This window comes from Gordonibacter sp. Marseille-P4307, assembly GCF_900604965.1.
GTDB lineage: Bacteria > Actinomycetota > Coriobacteriia > Coriobacteriales > Eggerthellaceae > Berryella.
The window spans coordinates 386,358-403,222 of the sequence record NZ_UWPD01000001.1 but is presented as its reverse complement, the minus strand read 5'-3'; the positions used below and the strand labels follow the sequence as shown (position 1 = coordinate 403,222).

The following is a 16,865-nucleotide window of genomic DNA, read 5'->3' as shown; positions in this document are numbered from 1 at the left end:
CCTTCTGCGCTCGCAAAAAAGTGACCGGGGTTGGCCCCAACGGCCTCGGATCGGGTCGCAGGATGGGAGGGATCGCTCTATGTCATACGGTCGCATCCGCCATCGCTACGCCTCCGCCATGCACCCGATGGTCCAGCGCCAGCATGCGAGCTCGCGCGCTGTCGCCACGTCGGCCCTCTCCTTGAGCTCGATGCGCCTGATCTAGGCCCAGTGGGCCGCTGTCCAGTTGCCCTTCCTCGTGCCGCTGGGATTCACTTCGGCGGTTTGGCGCGAAAACGTTCCGAGGTTTAGCGTGAAATCGTTCGGCAGTTTGGCGCGAGAAGCGTGGGCGATGGAAGCTACCCGCTTCCCTCCAAAAGCTCGAACAGCTCGGACTTGCTGTGGATGCCGATCTTTTTGTAGATGTGGCTGATATGGGCCTTCACGGTTCCCTGAGACACGAACAGCGCTCGCTCTATTTCGGCGACGGTCATGTGCTGCGCCAGCAGCTGCAGCACCTCTTCTTCGCGCGGAGTCAGCCCGAACGAGCGCGACAGATCGGACGCCCTCATGGCGGATTGCCCCGCCCGCGATTCGTTCTCAAGCGAATCATCCAGTACGACGCCCCATTTCGCCGATAGGCCGCGCTCGGTGAAGAAGATGATCAGGAACGTCAGAACCACAATGAGCATGATGGCGTCGTATAGCACATCGCTCTCGCTGCGTCCCAGATGGGTCGATGCGGCGAAGAACGTAGCCCATCCCGCAAGTTCTACCAGGTAGCGAATACCGCGCTCGATGCCGTTAAGCCATACGGCGCTTACCCCGAAGCGGTACGTGATGTTGCTGAGCACGATCATGATGTACATGGAAAGCATGGTGTAGCCGGCATCGTAGCAAAACGCCATGATCTGCCCGTTTCCGCCGACCGCGGGCATAACGAACAGAAAACCCGCGATGAACAAGGGAAACGCGAGCTGGTACACCGTGTCGAAGTTGAACCACTTCGAGGCGGACAGCACGCCGAAAAACACCAGCGCCGTGACGAACAGCGCCCCGGCGATGTTGCCGGCAACAAGCGGCTGGGTGGGAAGCGCTCCGAACGCAGCGGCGAACGTGCACGTGGCCATCAGCGCGATGGGTTTCCAGGGAATCGATTTCGCGTCCCCGGTAACAGACGGATGCTCGCGCTGCTTTTCGGGCAGCCGCTTCATGCTGGCGCGGACGCAGGCGAAGCAGACGGATGGAAGAACCACCGCGAAAAACACCAGGTAGGACGTGTTCAACCCCATGAAAAGCAACTTTATAGCCTCGCCAACGGAAATGGCCAGGGCGTGGTACAGGGCAACGCGCAGCGGGTTGAGCGATCCGTAGAATTCCGCCCACATGATGATGAGCGATCCCAGCCCCGCACCGCCCAGCACCAGGCCGCCGATGCGCAGGGCGGGGGATTCCACCGCGAAGCACCCAAGGGAGAGCAGCGCTGCCCCTGCGGTCATAAGCGCCGCGCCCGCAAGGTGGGCACGCGGGCGCTGCCAAAGCGCCCCTCCGTTTCCGGCGGTGAACGCAAGCGCGAGCGATGCGACGCCGATGGCGCTTTCGAATAGGAAGTAATCGGATACGCCGATTTTGGGGAACGCGTCGAAGCGAAAGAAGATGGACAGCCAAGCGCGGTACAGGCCCACGCCAAGGAATACCAAGGGAATGGACGAGACACGCCCGAAAGCCGATCTCCAGTAAGCGGCGAACCCCGGATTCCGATATGCGTCCATAGCCCTCCTGCATGAAACGACGGCGCACGTATCCGCATCGATCGAGCGACCTTGTGCGGACAAGGCTCCATTGTAGGGGTTTTCCGCCCGACAGATATCCTGAAAGCCAAGGTAGCCAGGGGGTTAATCTTGGGTTACGGCATTTAACCCGGGCGGACGATTGCGAATGCGGGGTGGCTGCGGCATGGTTTTCCGAGGTTGTAGGGGCCCGCGTGCGCGGGAAACCGAAGGAGGAAGTATGGGTCAGTTTTCACGAAGGCAGTTCCTTATGGGCGGCTCTATCGCTGCGATTGGCGGAACCCTTGCGTTGGCGGGGTGCGCGCCCGGAGGAAAGAAGGGCGAGAAGAACCCGAGCGCAACCGGCATCGCGGTGGGGACGGGCATGGGCAAGCACGGCAGCTTCACCATCGAGGTGTCGGCCAAAGAGGGTGCGATTGACCGCATCTCGGTGCTCGACTCGCGCGAGACCCCGGGTATGGGCGACGTTGCCATGGAGAAGCTTACGAAGCAGATCATCGACGGACAGACGCTGAACGTGGATGCCGTTTCGGGTGCCACGCTCACCAGCATGGCATTTATCGGCGCGGTTTCGGACGCCCTGAACGATATCGGTATGAAGTCCGATCAGTGGAAGAAGCGCGATAAGTCTCAGTATGCCGGCGAGGGCGTCGTTCCCGATCGCGCCGACGTCGTTGTGATCGGGGCGGGAGGCGCCGGTTTCGCTGCGGCCATCACGGCGGCGAATGCGGGCCGCACCGTGGTGCTGATGGAGAAGATGGGCGTGTTCGGAGGCGACACTGCCCTGTCTGGCGGCGAGATGGCGGTTCCCGGCAATTGGATCCAGGTGAAAGAGGGCATCTCCGATAGCCCCGACGACCTTGCGGCCGATATGCTTAAAGGGGGAGACAACCTGGGAGACCCCAAGCTGGTCCAGATCGTGGCCGAAGGCGCCCTTGAGAGCTCGCAGTGGCTGACGTTCGAGGGCGGGGTGTCGTGGAAGCACGACCTGATGCAGTTCGGCGGCCATCACACCAAGCGCTCGCTCATTCCGATCACGCATTCCGGTTCTGAGATGACCACGAAGCTGACGAGACGCGCCCGCGAGATAGACGCCATCACCCTGATCGACTGCATGCGCGCCACCGAGTTGGTGAAGAAGGACGGGGCCGTGGTGGGCGTGAAGGCCACCAACACGGTAACCGGCCAGCAGGTGAGCGTGGAGTGCAAGGCCGTGGTTATGGCGACGGGCGGCTTCGGTTCCAACGTCGAGATGCGCACCAAGTACAACCCCGCCATGAACGAGAAGTTCCTGTCCACCGATTCTGTGGGCGTGACCGGAGACGGTATCGAGATGGGCCAGCAGGTTGGCGCGAACCTGCTGGACATGGAGCATATTCAGACGTATCCGGTGTGCGATCCGGGCACGGGCGCGCTTCTGTACGTGGGCGACGTGCGTCTGGAGTATCAGGCGATTATGGTGAACAAGGAGGGCGCGCGGTTCGTCGAAGAGCTGGAGCGCCGCGACGTCATTTCCAACGCGATACTGAAGCAGACCGATGAGCAGGGGTATCTGCTGTTCAACCAAAAGGGCGCCGATGCGACGGGACTTCTTGAAACCCACGCGGACGAGTACGAGAACATCTTGTCGCGCAAGGTGATCGTCAAGGCCGATACGTTGCAGGAGGTCTGCGACGACATGGGCGTAGACGCCGAGGGCGCCAAAAAGACGCTGGAAAAGTGGAACACGTACTGCAAAGACGGCAAGGATGCCGACTTCGGCTATCGCGGCAAGATGAATGCGATCGAAGACGGTCCGTTCTACCTGATGGCTTGCAAGCCCGCCGTTCATTACACGATGGGAGGCCTGCAGATTGACACCGAGGCTCGGGTTATCGACACGGAGGGCTCGGCCATTCCCGGCCTGTACGCCGCAGGCGAGGTAACGGGTCATATCATGGGGACGAACCGTTTGGGATCCTGCTCGATGACCGACATCTTCACGTTCGGGCGCATCGCGGGCAAAGGTGCTGCACAGTATTCCGCCTAGGCTTGATCTGCGCGGGGGAGATAGAACGGGAAAGGCCGTCTGTCGCGGGGTGCGCGGCAGACGGCCTTCGTACGCAGAGGATGCTCCTTCGCTAGGCGAAGTAGTTCACGCCGCCTTCGATGAGCGGCTGGAACGTATGGTCGGGTATGTTGAGGTACGTGCCGTTTCCGAAGCGCTCGGTGTGTCCCATCTTGCCCAGCACGCGCCCGTCGGGGCTGGTGATGCCCTCGACGGCCAAAACCGATCCGTTCGGGTTCACCGACCAGTCCATGGAGGGCCGTCCGTTTTCGTCCACGTACTGGGTGGCGATCTGGCCGTTTGCCTTCAGCTGTTCGATAAGCTGGTCGCTTGCCACGAAGCGTCCTTCGCCGTGGCTGATGGCGACGGTGTGCACATCGCCCGGTTCGCACAGGGCCAGCCAGGGGCTGAGGTTCGACGAGACGCGAGTCCGCGCGATGCGGCTCTGGTGGCGCCCGATGGTGTTGAACGTGAGGGTGGGGCAGCTTTCGTCCATGGGGCGGATGTCGCCGTACGGAACTAATCCCAGCTTGATGAGCGCCTGGAACCCGTTGCAGATGCCCAGCATCAGGCCGTCTCGGCGCTGCAGCAGATCGCGAACGGCCTCGGTCACTTCGGGATTGCGGAAAAACGCGGTGATGAACTTGGCCGATCCGTCGGGCTCGTCGCCTCCCGAGAATCCTCCCGGAATCATGACGATCTGGCTTGAGCCGATTTGCTTGGCCAGCTCGCGCGCGCTTTCGGCGATGCGTGCGGGCGTGAGGTTGTTCACCACCATGATGTGCGGCTCGGCCCCCGCGCGCTCGCATGCGCGCGCCATGTCGAACTCGCAGTTGTTGCCGGGAAACACCGGGATGACGACGCGCGGTTTGGCGATGGAGCCGCTGTAGACTAGCGGAGCGGACTGCGCGTGTGTAACCGTTTCCACCTCTTCCCCGGCCTGACGGTAGGGGAACACCGGCTCGAGTTTGGATTCCCATGCCTCCTGCATCGAGGCAAGCGAAATGCTCTCTCCTGCGGCATCGAGGCGCCAGGCCGCCTGCGTGCTTCCCAACGAAACGGTGCGCACGCCGGGGATTTCGGGGATATCCGCGCCGTCGGCCATCTCCACGATGAAGGAGCCGTAGGAGGGCTCGAACAGCTCATCGATGAAAGATCCGTTCAGCGCCAGGCCGATCCGGTTGCCAAGGCACATTTTGAACAGGGCTTCGGCCGCACAGCCGTATCCGGGCGTGGACACGGACAGAGCCGCACCGCTTCCGATAAGCGCCTCGACTCCGTCTAGGGTCGCCCGAAGCGAGTTCGCGTCGGGAAGGAGCCCGTCGCGATACACGGGGCAGAAAGCGACGACGCGATGGCCCGCGTCCTTGAATTCGGGCGACACGATGGCGTCGATCTTTCCCGTGGCGGCGGCGAAGCTGACGAGGGTGGGGGGGACGTCCAGATCCTCGAAGCTTCCGCTCATCGAGTCCTTGCCGCCGATGGCGGCGACCTCCAGGTCGAGCTGGGCTGCCAGAGCGCCCAGAAGCGACGCGACGGGCAGGCCCCACCGCTTAGGATCGTTGCGCAGGCTTCCGAAGTACTCTTGGAACGTAAGGTAGGCGTTCTTGCGCTTGAAGCCGGTGGCTATCAGCTTGGAGATGCTTTCCACGACGGCCAGATAGGCTCCGGCGTACTGGTTCCGCTCGGAAATATAGGGATTGAAGCCCCAGGCCATACCCGAAACCGTGGTGGTCTCGCCTTCGACGGGGAACTTCGCGACCATCGAGAGCGAAGGCGTGAGCTGGTATTTCCCACCGAAGGGCATGAGCACGGTCCCTGCTCCGATGGTGGAGTCGAAGCGTTCGGACAGCCCCTTGTTCGAGCAGGTGTTGAGGTCGGTGACCACGTTGGTCAGGCGTTCCTCGAGGGTTGACCCCTCGAACCCGGGCGTGAACGAGCGGGCGGCCGCCACGTGGGCGGTTGCCCGCTTGGGGGCGCCGTTCGAGGCCAGAAACTGGCGGCTGATATTGACGATGGTGTCGCCCTGCCAGGTCATAACGACGCGGGGCTCCTCGGTAACGGTGGCGATGGGGGTTGCCTCCAGGTTTTCCTCGTGGGCGTAGCGGATGAATTCGTCCACGTCGGCGGCGGCTACATCGACCGCCATGCGCTCCTGGCTTTCGGACAGGGCTATTTCGGTGCCGTCCAGCCCCTCGTATTTCTTGGGAACGCGGTCCAGATCGATGGACAGGCCGTCTGCCAGCTCTCCCACGGCAACCGACACGCCCCCGGCGCCGAAGTCGTTGCAGCGCTTGATGAGGCGCGTGGCCTCGCCGCGACGGAACAGGCGCTGGATCTTGCGCTCGACGGGAGCGTTGCCCTTCTGAACCTCGGCTCCGCACGATTCCAGGCTTTCGGCGTCGTGGGCCTTGGACGAGCCGGTGGCGCCTCCGATGCCGTCGCGTCCGGTGCGGCCGCCCAGCAAGATGATGACGTCGCCGGGCGCGGGCGTCTCGCGGCGGACGTTGCGTGCGGGAGCGGCGCCCACCACCGCGCCGATCTCCATGCGCTTCGCGGCATAGCCCGGATGATAGAGCTCGTTTACCTGGCCGGTTGCAAGGCCTATCTGGTTTCCGTAGGAGGCGTAGCCCGCCGCGGCTGTGGTGACCAGCTTGCGCTGGGGAAGCTTTCCCGGAATGGTGGCGCTTACCGGAACCAGCGGGTCCGCGGCGCCGGTAAGGCGCATGGCCTGGTATACGTAGCTGCGTCCCGACAAAGGGTCGCGGATGCAGCCTCCCACGCAGGTGGCCGCGCCTCCGAACGGCTCGATCTCGGTGGGATGGTTGTGCGTCTCGTTTTTGAACAGGAACAGCCAGTCCTCGTCGACCCCGTTCACATCGACGGTGGCCTTCACGGTGCAGGCGTTGATCTCTTCGGATTCGTCCAGGCCGGTTAGCACGCCCTTGCTTTTCAGATAGCGGGCTGCGATGGTGCCCAGATCCATAAGGCAGATCGGCTTGTTATCGCGACCCAGTTCGCGGCGGATTTCCAGATAGCGCTCGAAGGTTTGCGCGGCGCGTTCGTCGTCGATGGCCACGTCGGCAAGCTCGGTGCCGAACGTGGTGTGGCGGCAGTGGTCCGACCAGTAGGTGTCGATCATCTTGATTTCGGTGATGGTGGGATTGCGGCCTTCGTCGGCGAAGTACTGCTGGCACAGTTTCGCGTCGGCGAGGTCCATGGCAAGCTCCCGATCGGACACGAATGCAGAGAGCTCGTCGTCGCTCAGGTTGAGGAACCCGTCGATAACCTCGACTTTCTCGGGATTGGGCTGCTCGGTGCGCACGGTGGTCTTGACGGCCAGGGAAGCCTCCCGCGCCTCGACCGGGTTGATGACGTAGTCTTTGATGCGCTCGATATCGGCTGCATCGAGGTCGCCTTCCAGAAAGTACAGCTTCGCGGTGGCGATTTCGGGACGCTCGCCCTGGCTGATCAGCTGAACGCACTCGGCGGCGCTGTCGGCGCGCTGGTCGAACTGGCCGGGGAGGAATTCCACGGCGAACACCGCAGCCCCGTTTGACCGGGGAAGCTCGTAGGTGGCGATATCGGTTTGCGGCTCGCTGAACACGGTGGGGACGCACGCTTCGAACAGATCGTCGGAGATCCCCTCGACATCGTATCGGTTGACGATGCGCAGGCCCGCGAGCGTCTCTACCCCTAAGATGGTGCGGAGTTCGTGGGCGATCTGGTGCGATTCGACGTCGAATCCGGGCTTTTTCTCTACGTAAACGCGGGAGACCATGCAAACGCCTTTCAGAAGGTGGGTTCCGGCGTCCGTGCGGACGCATTCTGACGTATGTCCAGTATAAAGGTCACGGCAGCTGTTTTTTTCCGTCCGCCTCGCCTCGTCGGTATTTTGCGTACGATCTGCATCATGGCGGGTGGAATACGGTAGGATTCTCGTCAGGTGGAACGAGGCGGAGGAGAACGTGTGATCAGGTTCAACAACGATTATAGTCAAACGGGCCATCCCTGTGTCATCGAGGCTGTCGCCCGCACGGCAGGCGAGTCGCACTCCGGTTACGGGTTGGACGAGCATTGCGATCGGGCGCGTCAGATCATGAGGCGTGTTATCGGGAACCCATCGGCCGATGTGCACTTCGTGGTGGGCGGAACTCAGGCGAATGCCCTGGTTATCCGTTCGCTTTTGGCACCGTACCAGGGGGTGCTCAGTGCGTCTGACGGGCATATCAACGTGCACGAGACCGGGGCTATCGAATTCGGCGGCACCAAAGTGATCGCCGTGCCCGCTGAAGATGGCAAGATCACGGCGGCCGATATCGAGCGGCATGCGGTCGAGTTCGAGACCAGCCCGGTTCCCGAGCACGTGGTCGAGCCCAAGATGGCGTACCTTTCGTTCCCCAACGAGTTCGGAGCGCTGTTTTCGGCTGCCGATCTGCGAGAAATCGCCGATACCTGCCATCGCCACGGGTGGTACCTGTTCATCGACGGAGCACGGCTAGGCTACGGGCTGGGTTCTCCGGCGTGCGACGCCACCATCCAGGATATCGCCCGGGCTGCCGACGTGTTCACCATCGGGGGCACGAAATGCGGCGCGCTGTTCGGGGAGGCCATCGTGTTTTCCCACGAGGGGTTGGCGCCTCGGTTCCGTAGCTACATAAAGCAGCAAGGCGGCATGCTCGCGAAAGGTTGGCTGTTGGGGGCGCAGTTCGAAGAGCTGTTTTCGGACGGGTTGTACTTCAGCATAACCGCCCATGCAACCGAACTGGGCCTGCGCATCCGCGACGCCTTCGCGGCAGCGGGCATCCCCTTCCAAGTTGCCAGCGAGACGAACCAGCAGTTCGTGGTGTTGTCCGACCGCCAGGCCGAGCGGTTGGCCGAGCGCTATGTCTTCGAGCCCGAGGGCGCTGCGGGCGAGGGCCGCGTGTGCGTGCGGTTCTGCACGTCGTGGGCCACTACTGACGAAGAGGTAGACCAGTTGGTAAAGGATATCGCGGCCCTGTAGCGCGGGGCGATGCGATAGCGAGCATGCGCATGAGGCGCTTTCGATGAAGGAGGACGGCATGATCGAGTTGGGTAACGAGCGGATGCTGTATGCGTTCGACAAGGATCTTGAGCCTGCGCTGACGGTGGAGTCGGGGGACACGGTGCGTATACGCACATCCGATTGCTTCGGCGACCAGGTGAGAAGTCAGGCTGATGCGCTTGATGCCATCGATTGGGACCGCATCAATCCGGCCACCGGCCCGGTGTACGTGAACGGGGCTGTGGCGGGAGGCGCGCTGAAGGTGCATATCGACGCCATCGAATTCGATGGCTGCGCGGTTGCCGCCACCGGCAAGGACGAGGGCGTTCTGGGCGACCGCTTCGACGACTGGTCCACGATGTTCGGTACGATTCAGGGCGACAGCTTGGTGTTTTCCGATAAGCTGCGCCTTCCCTTGAACCCCATGATCGGCGTGATCGGAGTCGCTCCTGCAGGCGCGCCCGTAAACTGCGGAACTCCCGGGTCGCACGGCGGCAACATGGATAACAAGGCCGTTACCGTCGGGGCGACCCTGTACTTTCCCGTGGCCGTTGACGGGGCGCTGTTCGGATGCGGCGACATGCATGCGTGTATGGGCGACGGCGAGATAGGGGTGTCGGGCGCCGAGGCTGCAGGGCACGCGACCGTCACGCTGACGGCGCTCCCCGAACTTTCTCTGACGAATCCGCTTATTGAGAACGAGACTCATTTCGGAACCATCGCTTCGGCCGACACGCTGGATGCGGCGGCCGACATCGCCGTGCACGACATGCTTGACCTGGTGTGCTCTCGCACGAAAGCCACCGAGGCCGAGGCGGCTATGCTGTTCTCGCTTCAGGGCGATGTGCAGGTGTGTCAGATGGTGGACCCCCAGAAAACCGTGCGCTTCATGATGCCCAAAGAGGTGCTGGTCACTTTGGGTTTCAAGCTGTAGGGGAATAAAAAGCAGGCGGCCGATGCACTGGCAAAGCGCATCGGCCGCCGAAGCGGGCGCCGTCGGCTTGCGATGGCTGCGGCGGTGCTTGGGACGGCCGGCGGGTCCTTGCGGGGCCCGCCGGTTCGCTGTTTGCCGTCGTTAGTCGTGGTCGCCCTTGGCTTTCGACCCTTCGCCTACGTCCCACGACACTCCCGTGAGCTTCCAGTTCGAGAAGTCCAGCGAGTCGCCGTTCACTTCGTACTGGATGATCTTGTAGTCTTTCGCGTCGCGATCCAGCGTCATATTGAAGAAGCGCGGGCGCTGGAGATGTTCGGGGATTTCGTCCATCGAATAGCCCGGATAGACCGAAGGATCGCCGCCCATGTACTTGATGCAGGTGGGCAGCACGTCTTCGGCTGCAATCGGGGCCTGCGACACCTTGTAGGGCTGGGCGTCCAACTGGGCTGACTGGGCGGGCTTCACCAGCATGTAGGGGACGGTCACCTTCTCGAGGGGGTTCTCGGTGAGGTACCAGTCGCCATGGTCGGCCGTGATGATGATGGTGGTTTCGTCGTACACCCCCATCTGCTTCAGCTGGTTGATGTAGTGCTGGACGGGTTTCATGCAGCCGCGCGCCTGCTGGGTGAGGTTCGCGTTGTGCAGCCCGATGTCGTTGCCGTTTTCGTCCAGGTTATAGGGCCAGTGGGTGCCCGTCATGTGGATGAAGCGGAAGGCTCCGTCGTATCGGTCGTCGTTTTCCTGGAAGGCGAGGCCGCGCTGCTTCAGCGAGTTGTAGTAGCCGGCGTCGTTCATGATGTAGGGCTTGTTCGCCGGGTCGATGTCGGGGTTGTCCGCATTGGTGGCCTGGTTGATCTCGTCGGTGTAGAACCAGAAGAAGGGCTTGAGCATCCAGGGCAGGTCGCGATACAGAGAGCACTTCGCAAGCGCTCTAAGGGTGCTGTTCCAGCTGGTGATGGTGTTGGATGCGGGATGGATGTTGATGGTTTTGCTGTTCACCAGCGAGTTCGCCTCTTCATCGGAGAGGAACTGCGTGCCCAGCGTGTCGGTGTAGATGCCGGTCGAGAAGTTCAGGCTCTGAACGTCTTGCAGGAAGCGGCTGCGCTTGTAGCGCTGGTTCAGGTAGGTGCCGAAATCCTCGTCTTCCTGGGGGTACTGGCCGTGCAGCAAAAACGACAGGCCGTAGCGCGTGGGGATCATCGAGCCCAGCGAATCCCTGTACCAGGTGAATCCCGTGAAGTCGTCCAGCAGGTCGGGCGCCGCCTGCAGCGTGCTTTGCAGGAACTGCGTATCGTAGGTGTCAAGGACGAACACCACCACGTTTCTCTTCGAGGAGACGTCGTAGAGCCCCTGCTCGGTTACGATGGCCTTGCCGCTTGACGTTCCCGCCGTATCGGCGTTGGCGAACAGGCTTCCTACGCCGACGCCCTGCACGATGACGAGGGCCAGCGACAGCGCCGCCGCTCCCAGTTGCGTGCGCTGGCGGTTCACCTTGCTGAGCTGAAGCGGCCCTATAACCAGAACCAGCCAGACGATGCCCGATACAACCATGGGCTTGCGGTAGTCGTTCCAGGTGATGCTGTGGCCGTCCGAGGGAGGAAGGCCCACGTTCAGGAACAGAGCCTGCGCATAGCAGCTCAGACCGATCCCGAACACCAGCAGAAGGGCCAGGTTGAAGGCGCGCCCGCGCAGAAGGGAGATCAGGAATGCCAGTGCGGCGACGAGCGCTATCGCCGCTATCGCGATGGGCTGCCAAACGTCGTTCAAAGAGAAGAACACGCTGCCGGCGCTTGCGGCGACGATCTCGTACGGAGCCACTACGAACAGGGTGAACACGAAGAAGGCGGACGTGGCGAGGGCGAGGGGGACGCGGGTTTTCCAGCCGGGGGCGTATCCGTGCGCGCGGGGTTTGCCGGCGGCTTTTCGGGGCGCCTGGACGGCTGCGCCTGCCGCTTCGTCCTTAACGGGTCGTCCCGTGTCGGGATCGATGCGGCAAACGTCGGCCTCGACCTCCTTGTTGCGGTTCGTGTCTATGTTCAGCGCCTTGAACAGCGCTTTGCGCGTGCGGCGCATGGCTACTCCCGCCACGGCCGACAGCGCCACCGCCACGCCGGCAAGCGCCTGGATGGTGTAGGTCATGACCGACGGATCGACGTAGGCCCAGGCGGGCTGGACGAAGGCCAGCGACAGCGGCAGTGCGGCAAGGATGCAGGCCGCAAGGTCGAAGGCCACCACGCACAGGCGCGCGCGGGTGCGGGGGTTCGGGCGGTTCATCGTCACTCCCAGATCCTCCATTCTTTGCCGGTAAGCTGCCAGCTACTCATATCCAGGGCGTCGCCGTTGACGGCGTACTGCAGCGCCGCCACGTCGCCGGTGTCGTTGTTGATGGTTTCCAGGTAGAAGCGCTCGCGCGGTTGGTTTTCCGGGATGTCGAACAGCGTGGGACCGTATTTGCCCGCATCTCCTCCCATGGACTCGATGACCGTAGGGAGGATGTCTCCGGCCCAGATGGGCGCGTGGTTCACCTTCATGGGCTGGGCGTCCAGTTCCGCCGACTGGGCGGGCTTCACCATCACGATGGGGCTGGTGGGCTTGTCCAGAGGACCGGTGATGGGATAGTAGTCGCCGTGATCGGCCGTGATGACGATGGTGGTGTTGTCGTAGGTGCCGTTTTCCTTCAGCTTGCGGATGTAGTCGCTGACGATTTTGGTGATGCCGCGAGTCTGCTGATCGAGCGTGGCGTTGTACAGTCCGATGTCCTCGCCCCGCTCGTTGACGTTGTAGGGCCAGTGTGTTCCCGTCATGTGGATGTAGCGGAACGATCCGGCATCGCCGGAGTTCGCGTCGTTTACCTTGACTCCCAGACGGTTCACGTCGTTGCCCCATTTCGCATCGTTCATGACGTAGGGGATGGACGCAAGGCCCTTCGCTTCGGACGTATCGCTCATGCGCTGGTTGATCTCGTCGGTGTAGAACCAGAAGAAGGGCTTCCCGAACCAGGGCATATCGCGGTAGAGCGCGCATTGGGCCAGCGCGATAACCGAACCCTTGACGTCCATCGTCGATTCCGTGACGGGGCGGATGTTGACGGTGCGGTCGTAGATGAGGCGCTTGGTGTCTTCGGCGCTGAGGTGCTGCTCGCCCAGGGTGTCGGAGTAGATGCCGATGGAGTACCCGAGGTCTTGGATGTCGCCCAGGTAGCTGCTGTTCTGGTAGCGCACGGCCAAAAAGTCGCCCCAGCGCTGCCCTTCTTGCGGCATGGTGCCTGTCAGCAGGAACACGTTGCCGTAGCGCGTGGGGATCATCGAGCCCACTGAGTTGTCGAACCAGGTGAACCCCGAAAGCTCGTTGAACATGGCGGGATCTTTCGCCAGCGAGTCCTTGGCGAACTGAGTGTCGTAGGTGTCCAAGACGAAGAACACCACGTTGTGCTTCGACGAAACGTCGAACAGGCCCTCTTCGCTCATAAGGTAGTCGGACAGATCGGAGCTGTCTCCGTCGCCGGTGAGCGATGCCCTCTGGATGGACTCGGGCGCGAACAGGCTTCCCACCGCCACGGCCTGCACCACGATAAGCGCGGCGCACAGGGCCCCGCAGACGAACTGGGTAGCCTGGCGCTTGAGGGAGCTGAGCGCAAACGGGACGGTCGCGATAAGCACCCATGCAGCCGCCGAGATGCAGCCGATGGTTTTATAGTCGGTCCACTTCACGGTGCCGCCGTTTGCGGCGGGCAGGCCGTGGTTGAGGAACATCGCCTGCACCCAGCAGGCCAGCCCGAGCGAGAAGGCCACCATGAGGACCAGGTTGAACGCCCGTCCGCGCAGCACGGTGAGCAGCACGGTAAGGGCGCACGTAAGCGCCAAGGCGCTGAGGACGACCGGCTGCCAGACATCGGTCAGCCCGTAGGTGAGGCTGCCCTTGGAGGCGGCCACGATTTCAAGCGGCGCGACGATGAACAGCGTGCCCACCGAGAACAGCGACACGAGGAGCGCCAAAACAAGGCGCGTGGTCCACCGGGGGGCGTATCCCTTGCCGGGGGCGTCCGATCGTTTGCGGGAGCGGCGCTCTTTCGGATCTGCGCAGTCCGACACGATGGCTTTGCCGGTTTCCGGGTCGATGCGGCTGACGTCCGCTTCGACCTCCTTGTTGCGGTTCTCATCGATGTTCAGGGACTTCAGCAGCTTTTTGCGGGTGCGCCTCATGAGCACGCCCATGACGGTGGAAAGCGCCACCGCCACGCCGGCAAGCGCCTGGATGGTATAGGTCATGACCGACGGATCGACGTAGGCCCAGGCGGGCTGGACGAAGGCGAACGAGAGAACGAAGGCGGTCAGCGCGATGCCGGCGGCGTCGAATGCGGTCAGCGCGAGGCGTCTACTCATCGTTTTCAGCCTCCTTGTCGGCGCGCTGCCGCTGATGGGAGAGGATGGCTTCCAACAGGTACTCGCCTGCGGCTTCGCGCCCGCCGCCCACGTTGTAGATGGTTTCGTCGCGCACTGCACGGATGGTCTCGCTCCACCGATCGGCGTTCTCGATCATGTCGGCCACGGCGTCGCCCAAACCCTCCAGCTTTTCGGGGTCGAACGATACGCCCACCTCGTTTCTCAAGGTGATGTCGGTGGGTTCGATGCCCAGCTCTTCGTAGTCTTTGTTCCCTACCTTCATGGGCGTATCGATGAACACGGTGGGCTTGAGCGTGGAGAAGGAGAATTCGCAGAACACCGATGACCAGTCCGTGATGATGAGATCGGAGGTGAAGATGGTGTTGTTGGACGAGAAGTCGCGCTCGAAGTAGAGGTCGGCCTCGTCAACGTGGGCGTAGCGCTTCTGCAGGGCCTCCCAGCGAGCGTGGTAGCGCTTGGTGTATTCGGGATGGGGGCGCACGATGATGCGCCATCCGCGGTTCAGCAGGGACTTCATCATGTCGTCGAAGCACAGGTCCAGCAGGTTGCTTTCCTGCCACGACGGGGCGATCAGCACCACCGGGCGCTCGTTTTTCGCACGCTTACCCGATTTCTGGTCCTCGACCAGCTGCGCATACGAGGCGATGTTCTCATCGAGTAGGTCGTAGCCGCACTCCACCAGGTTCTTCGCAGGCAGCCTGTACAGCTCTTCGGCGCGGCGGATCTCCTGCTTTTGGTGCGGTCCGACGCACAGCAGCGTGTCGTAGTGGTCGTAGGCCTCCTTGGTGGGGGTGAGGTGGGTGGAGGTCATGTGGTGGAACATGAACACGTATTCGATGTCGTGGCGCACGTAGGAGCGCTTGATGTAGTAGTTGTCCAGATCCTCCAGGGTAGACACCACCACATCGGCGTCCATCTTCATCATGAGGGTAATGGCGCGCTGCTGGGCGATGTAGTAGGGGCGGATGCGGGGCTGCTCTTTCGCGATCTCGAAGACCTGGTCGTTCGGATCGTTGGTCACGTAGTGGATGACGCAGTCGGAATGGGCCAGCAGGTGCTCGATGGCTCCCTTGAAGTACTTGTAGAAGCCGCTGCCCTCGGAGTAGAACACGATGTGCTTGTTCACCACGTTGAAGAAGCGCTTGTAGTCGGCCTTCTCGCGCTTGGCGAGGGGGTTCCTCTGGTACCACTTCGACGTGTTGCTGTCGAGCTTGCTTAGCTCGTCCAGCTGGACGCGGCTGGCCGCCAAGTCGTCGTAGTCGATGTACTTCTCGGGCTTGATCATGATGTTCATGAGCGCCTGGATGGCGATGGAGGTGAGGTTCGAGCAGATCCAGTAGAAGCACATGCCGGCGGCCACGAACACGCCCAGCACCAGCGACAGCCCGATGGACAGGCCGTTGGTCATGTTCTTCTCGGCCCTCGACTGCTCTTTCTGCAGCGGGTTGATGCGGTTTTGCGCGTAGCCCATGATCACGGCGGACAGCCCCGCCAAAACGGGCATGATCCAGGACAGTCCCCCGTCGGTTACGGGCACCATTCCCAAGAACTCGGTTCCGGGGGCGCCGTGGTCGGTGATGGAGTGGATGACGTCGACGAGGCCGAACAGGATGATGATCTGAACAGCCAAGGGCACGAGGCTGAGCAGCGGATGGTAGTGCTTTTGCTTGAACAGCTCGCTTTGCTTTTCGCCGATGGTTTCGCTGTCGCCGAAGTAGCGCACCTTGATGCGGTTGATCTCCGGCATGACGTCGACCATGACGATGCTGTTCTTCTGGCACCACAGCGACATCGGGATGAGGATGATCTTGATGATGACGGTGAACAGCAGGATGGCGATCCACCAGTTTCCCGTGAGGTCGTAGCACGGTTGAACGATCAGTGCCAAAAGGTCGGCAATGGGTGCGAACATGGTTCCCCTTTGCGGTTCGAGGGCGCGGTGCGCCCATGCGTATGCAGCGGTCGAACATTATAGCAATTCGTTGGGGAATGGCGAGAGTTTGCCCAGATTGCAGGCTTAAATCAACAGGAACGCAAGTTCATTTAGAAAGAAAAGTTATAGAAATTGAACATCTCTAGCAGGCCGCGTGCGTGTCGGCCTCGGCGTAGCGATCGAATCGGACGAGGTACAGCACGTAGCTGGCGCCCGCAAGGAACAGAGCGGATCCCAGCCCCACGTAGAAAAACGCGATGAAGAACCGAGGGACGGCCGGGATGCCGCGCAGCACGAGGCCCAGCGTCATCATGAGCGCGATGATGACGTAGGACCGAACGGTGAAGAATGTGAAGGGGTTGTTCTTCTCCGTCGGCATGTTCGAAATGCGCACGCGGTTCTCGCGGGCCAGCTTCTGGAACATGACGAAGAAGGGGGCGAACACCGCAGCGGTAAGGGCGAAGGTTGCAGGTTCGACGAACGGACCGTACGCGGCCACGCCGATGCGCAAGACGTTGTATCCGGCCCAAAGCCATACGAGGGCCGATATTCCGATAAGGGCTCGGCGAGAAACCATGAGGGTCTTCTTTCGTTGCAGGGGTTCGGCGGGGGTGTCCCGCCTCATCGATATTCGAGCTGATGCGAGTATAGGCGCTCAGGCGAAGCGACGTAAATCGCGGTCTCGATTTCTCCAAAGTTGTCGTTTACCTTACACCTTGCGTGTGATCGGGGGAGATGTCATGCAGGTTAGGG

General features: G+C 62.0%; 10 protein-coding genes. 4 read left to right on the top strand and 6 right to left on the bottom strand.

Translation table 11 applies throughout. The features are described from left to right. The first annotated feature begins 79 nt into the window (after positions 1–79). The gene (locus tag EIH26_RS08585) at positions 80–205 is read left to right on the top strand and encodes a hypothetical protein (RefSeq protein WP_255409463.1); all 126 of its coding nucleotides are present in this window, start codon (positions 80–82) and stop codon (positions 203–205) included. Positions 206–338: 133 nt separating this feature from the next. Here EIH26_RS08585 and EIH26_RS01810 read toward each other — a convergent pair whose 3' ends face one another. Continuing rightward, entirely contained in the window at positions 339–1,751 is a 1,413-nt protein-coding gene (locus tag EIH26_RS01810) for a helix-turn-helix transcriptional regulator (protein WP_124060499.1), read from the bottom strand. Positions 1,752–1,989: 238 nt separating this feature from the next. Between EIH26_RS01810 and EIH26_RS01805 the strand changes: the two genes are divergently transcribed. Continuing rightward, positions 1,990–3,798 (top strand): flavocytochrome c, encoded by a 1,809-nt coding sequence (locus EIH26_RS01805; RefSeq protein ID WP_124060498.1) that lies wholly within the window; start codon positions 1,990–1,992, stop codon positions 3,796–3,798. 91 nt (positions 3,799–3,889) lie between these two features. On the opposite strand, the gene EIH26_RS01800 is transcribed toward EIH26_RS01805, so the two are convergent. Beyond that, the gene (locus EIH26_RS01800) at positions 3,890–7,597 is read right to left on the bottom strand and encodes a phosphoribosylformylglycinamidine synthase (protein WP_124060497.1); all 3,708 of its coding nucleotides are present in this window, start codon (positions 7,595–7,597) and stop codon (positions 3,890–3,892) included. Positions 7,598–7,786: 189 nt separating this feature from the next. Between EIH26_RS01800 and EIH26_RS01795 the strand changes: the two genes are divergently transcribed. Together EIH26_RS01795 and EIH26_RS01790 are read left to right on the top strand one after the other, a co-directional pair. After that, entirely contained in the window at positions 7,787–8,821 is a 1,035-nt protein-coding gene (locus EIH26_RS01795; protein WP_124060496.1) for a low specificity L-threonine aldolase, read from the top strand. Positions 8,822–8,879: 58 nt separating this feature from the next. Further along, a complete protein-coding gene (locus tag EIH26_RS01790; RefSeq protein WP_124060495.1) occupies positions 8,880–9,776 on the top strand; it encodes an acetamidase/formamidase family protein in 897 nt (298 codons plus the stop codon). Between the two features lie 141 nt (positions 9,777–9,917). Here the strand turns inward: EIH26_RS01790 and EIH26_RS01785 are convergent, their stop codons facing one another. From EIH26_RS01785 to EIH26_RS01770, 4 genes are all read right to left on the bottom strand, one after another. Then, positions 9,918–12,050 (bottom strand): sulfatase-like hydrolase/transferase, encoded by a 2,133-nt coding sequence (locus EIH26_RS01785; protein ID WP_241152819.1) that lies wholly within the window; start codon positions 12,048–12,050, stop codon positions 9,918–9,920. 2 nt (positions 12,051–12,052) lie between these two features. Continuing rightward, a complete protein-coding gene (locus EIH26_RS01780; RefSeq protein ID WP_124060493.1) occupies positions 12,053–14,158 on the bottom strand; it encodes a sulfatase-like hydrolase/transferase in 2,106 nt (701 codons plus the stop codon). Next, positions 14,151–16,091 (bottom strand): membrane protein insertase YidC, encoded by a 1,941-nt coding sequence (gene yidC / locus EIH26_RS01775; RefSeq protein ID WP_124060492.1) that lies wholly within the window; start codon positions 16,089–16,091, stop codon positions 14,151–14,153. Before yidC ends, EIH26_RS01780 begins: the two co-directional genes overlap by 8 nt. A gap of 163 nt (positions 16,092–16,254) precedes the next feature. Continuing rightward, on the bottom strand, positions 16,255–16,689 hold the full coding sequence (locus EIH26_RS01770) for a hypothetical protein (RefSeq protein WP_124060491.1): 435 nt from the start codon (positions 16,687–16,689) through the stop codon (positions 16,255–16,257). Between the last annotated feature and the right edge of the window lie 176 nt (positions 16,690–16,865).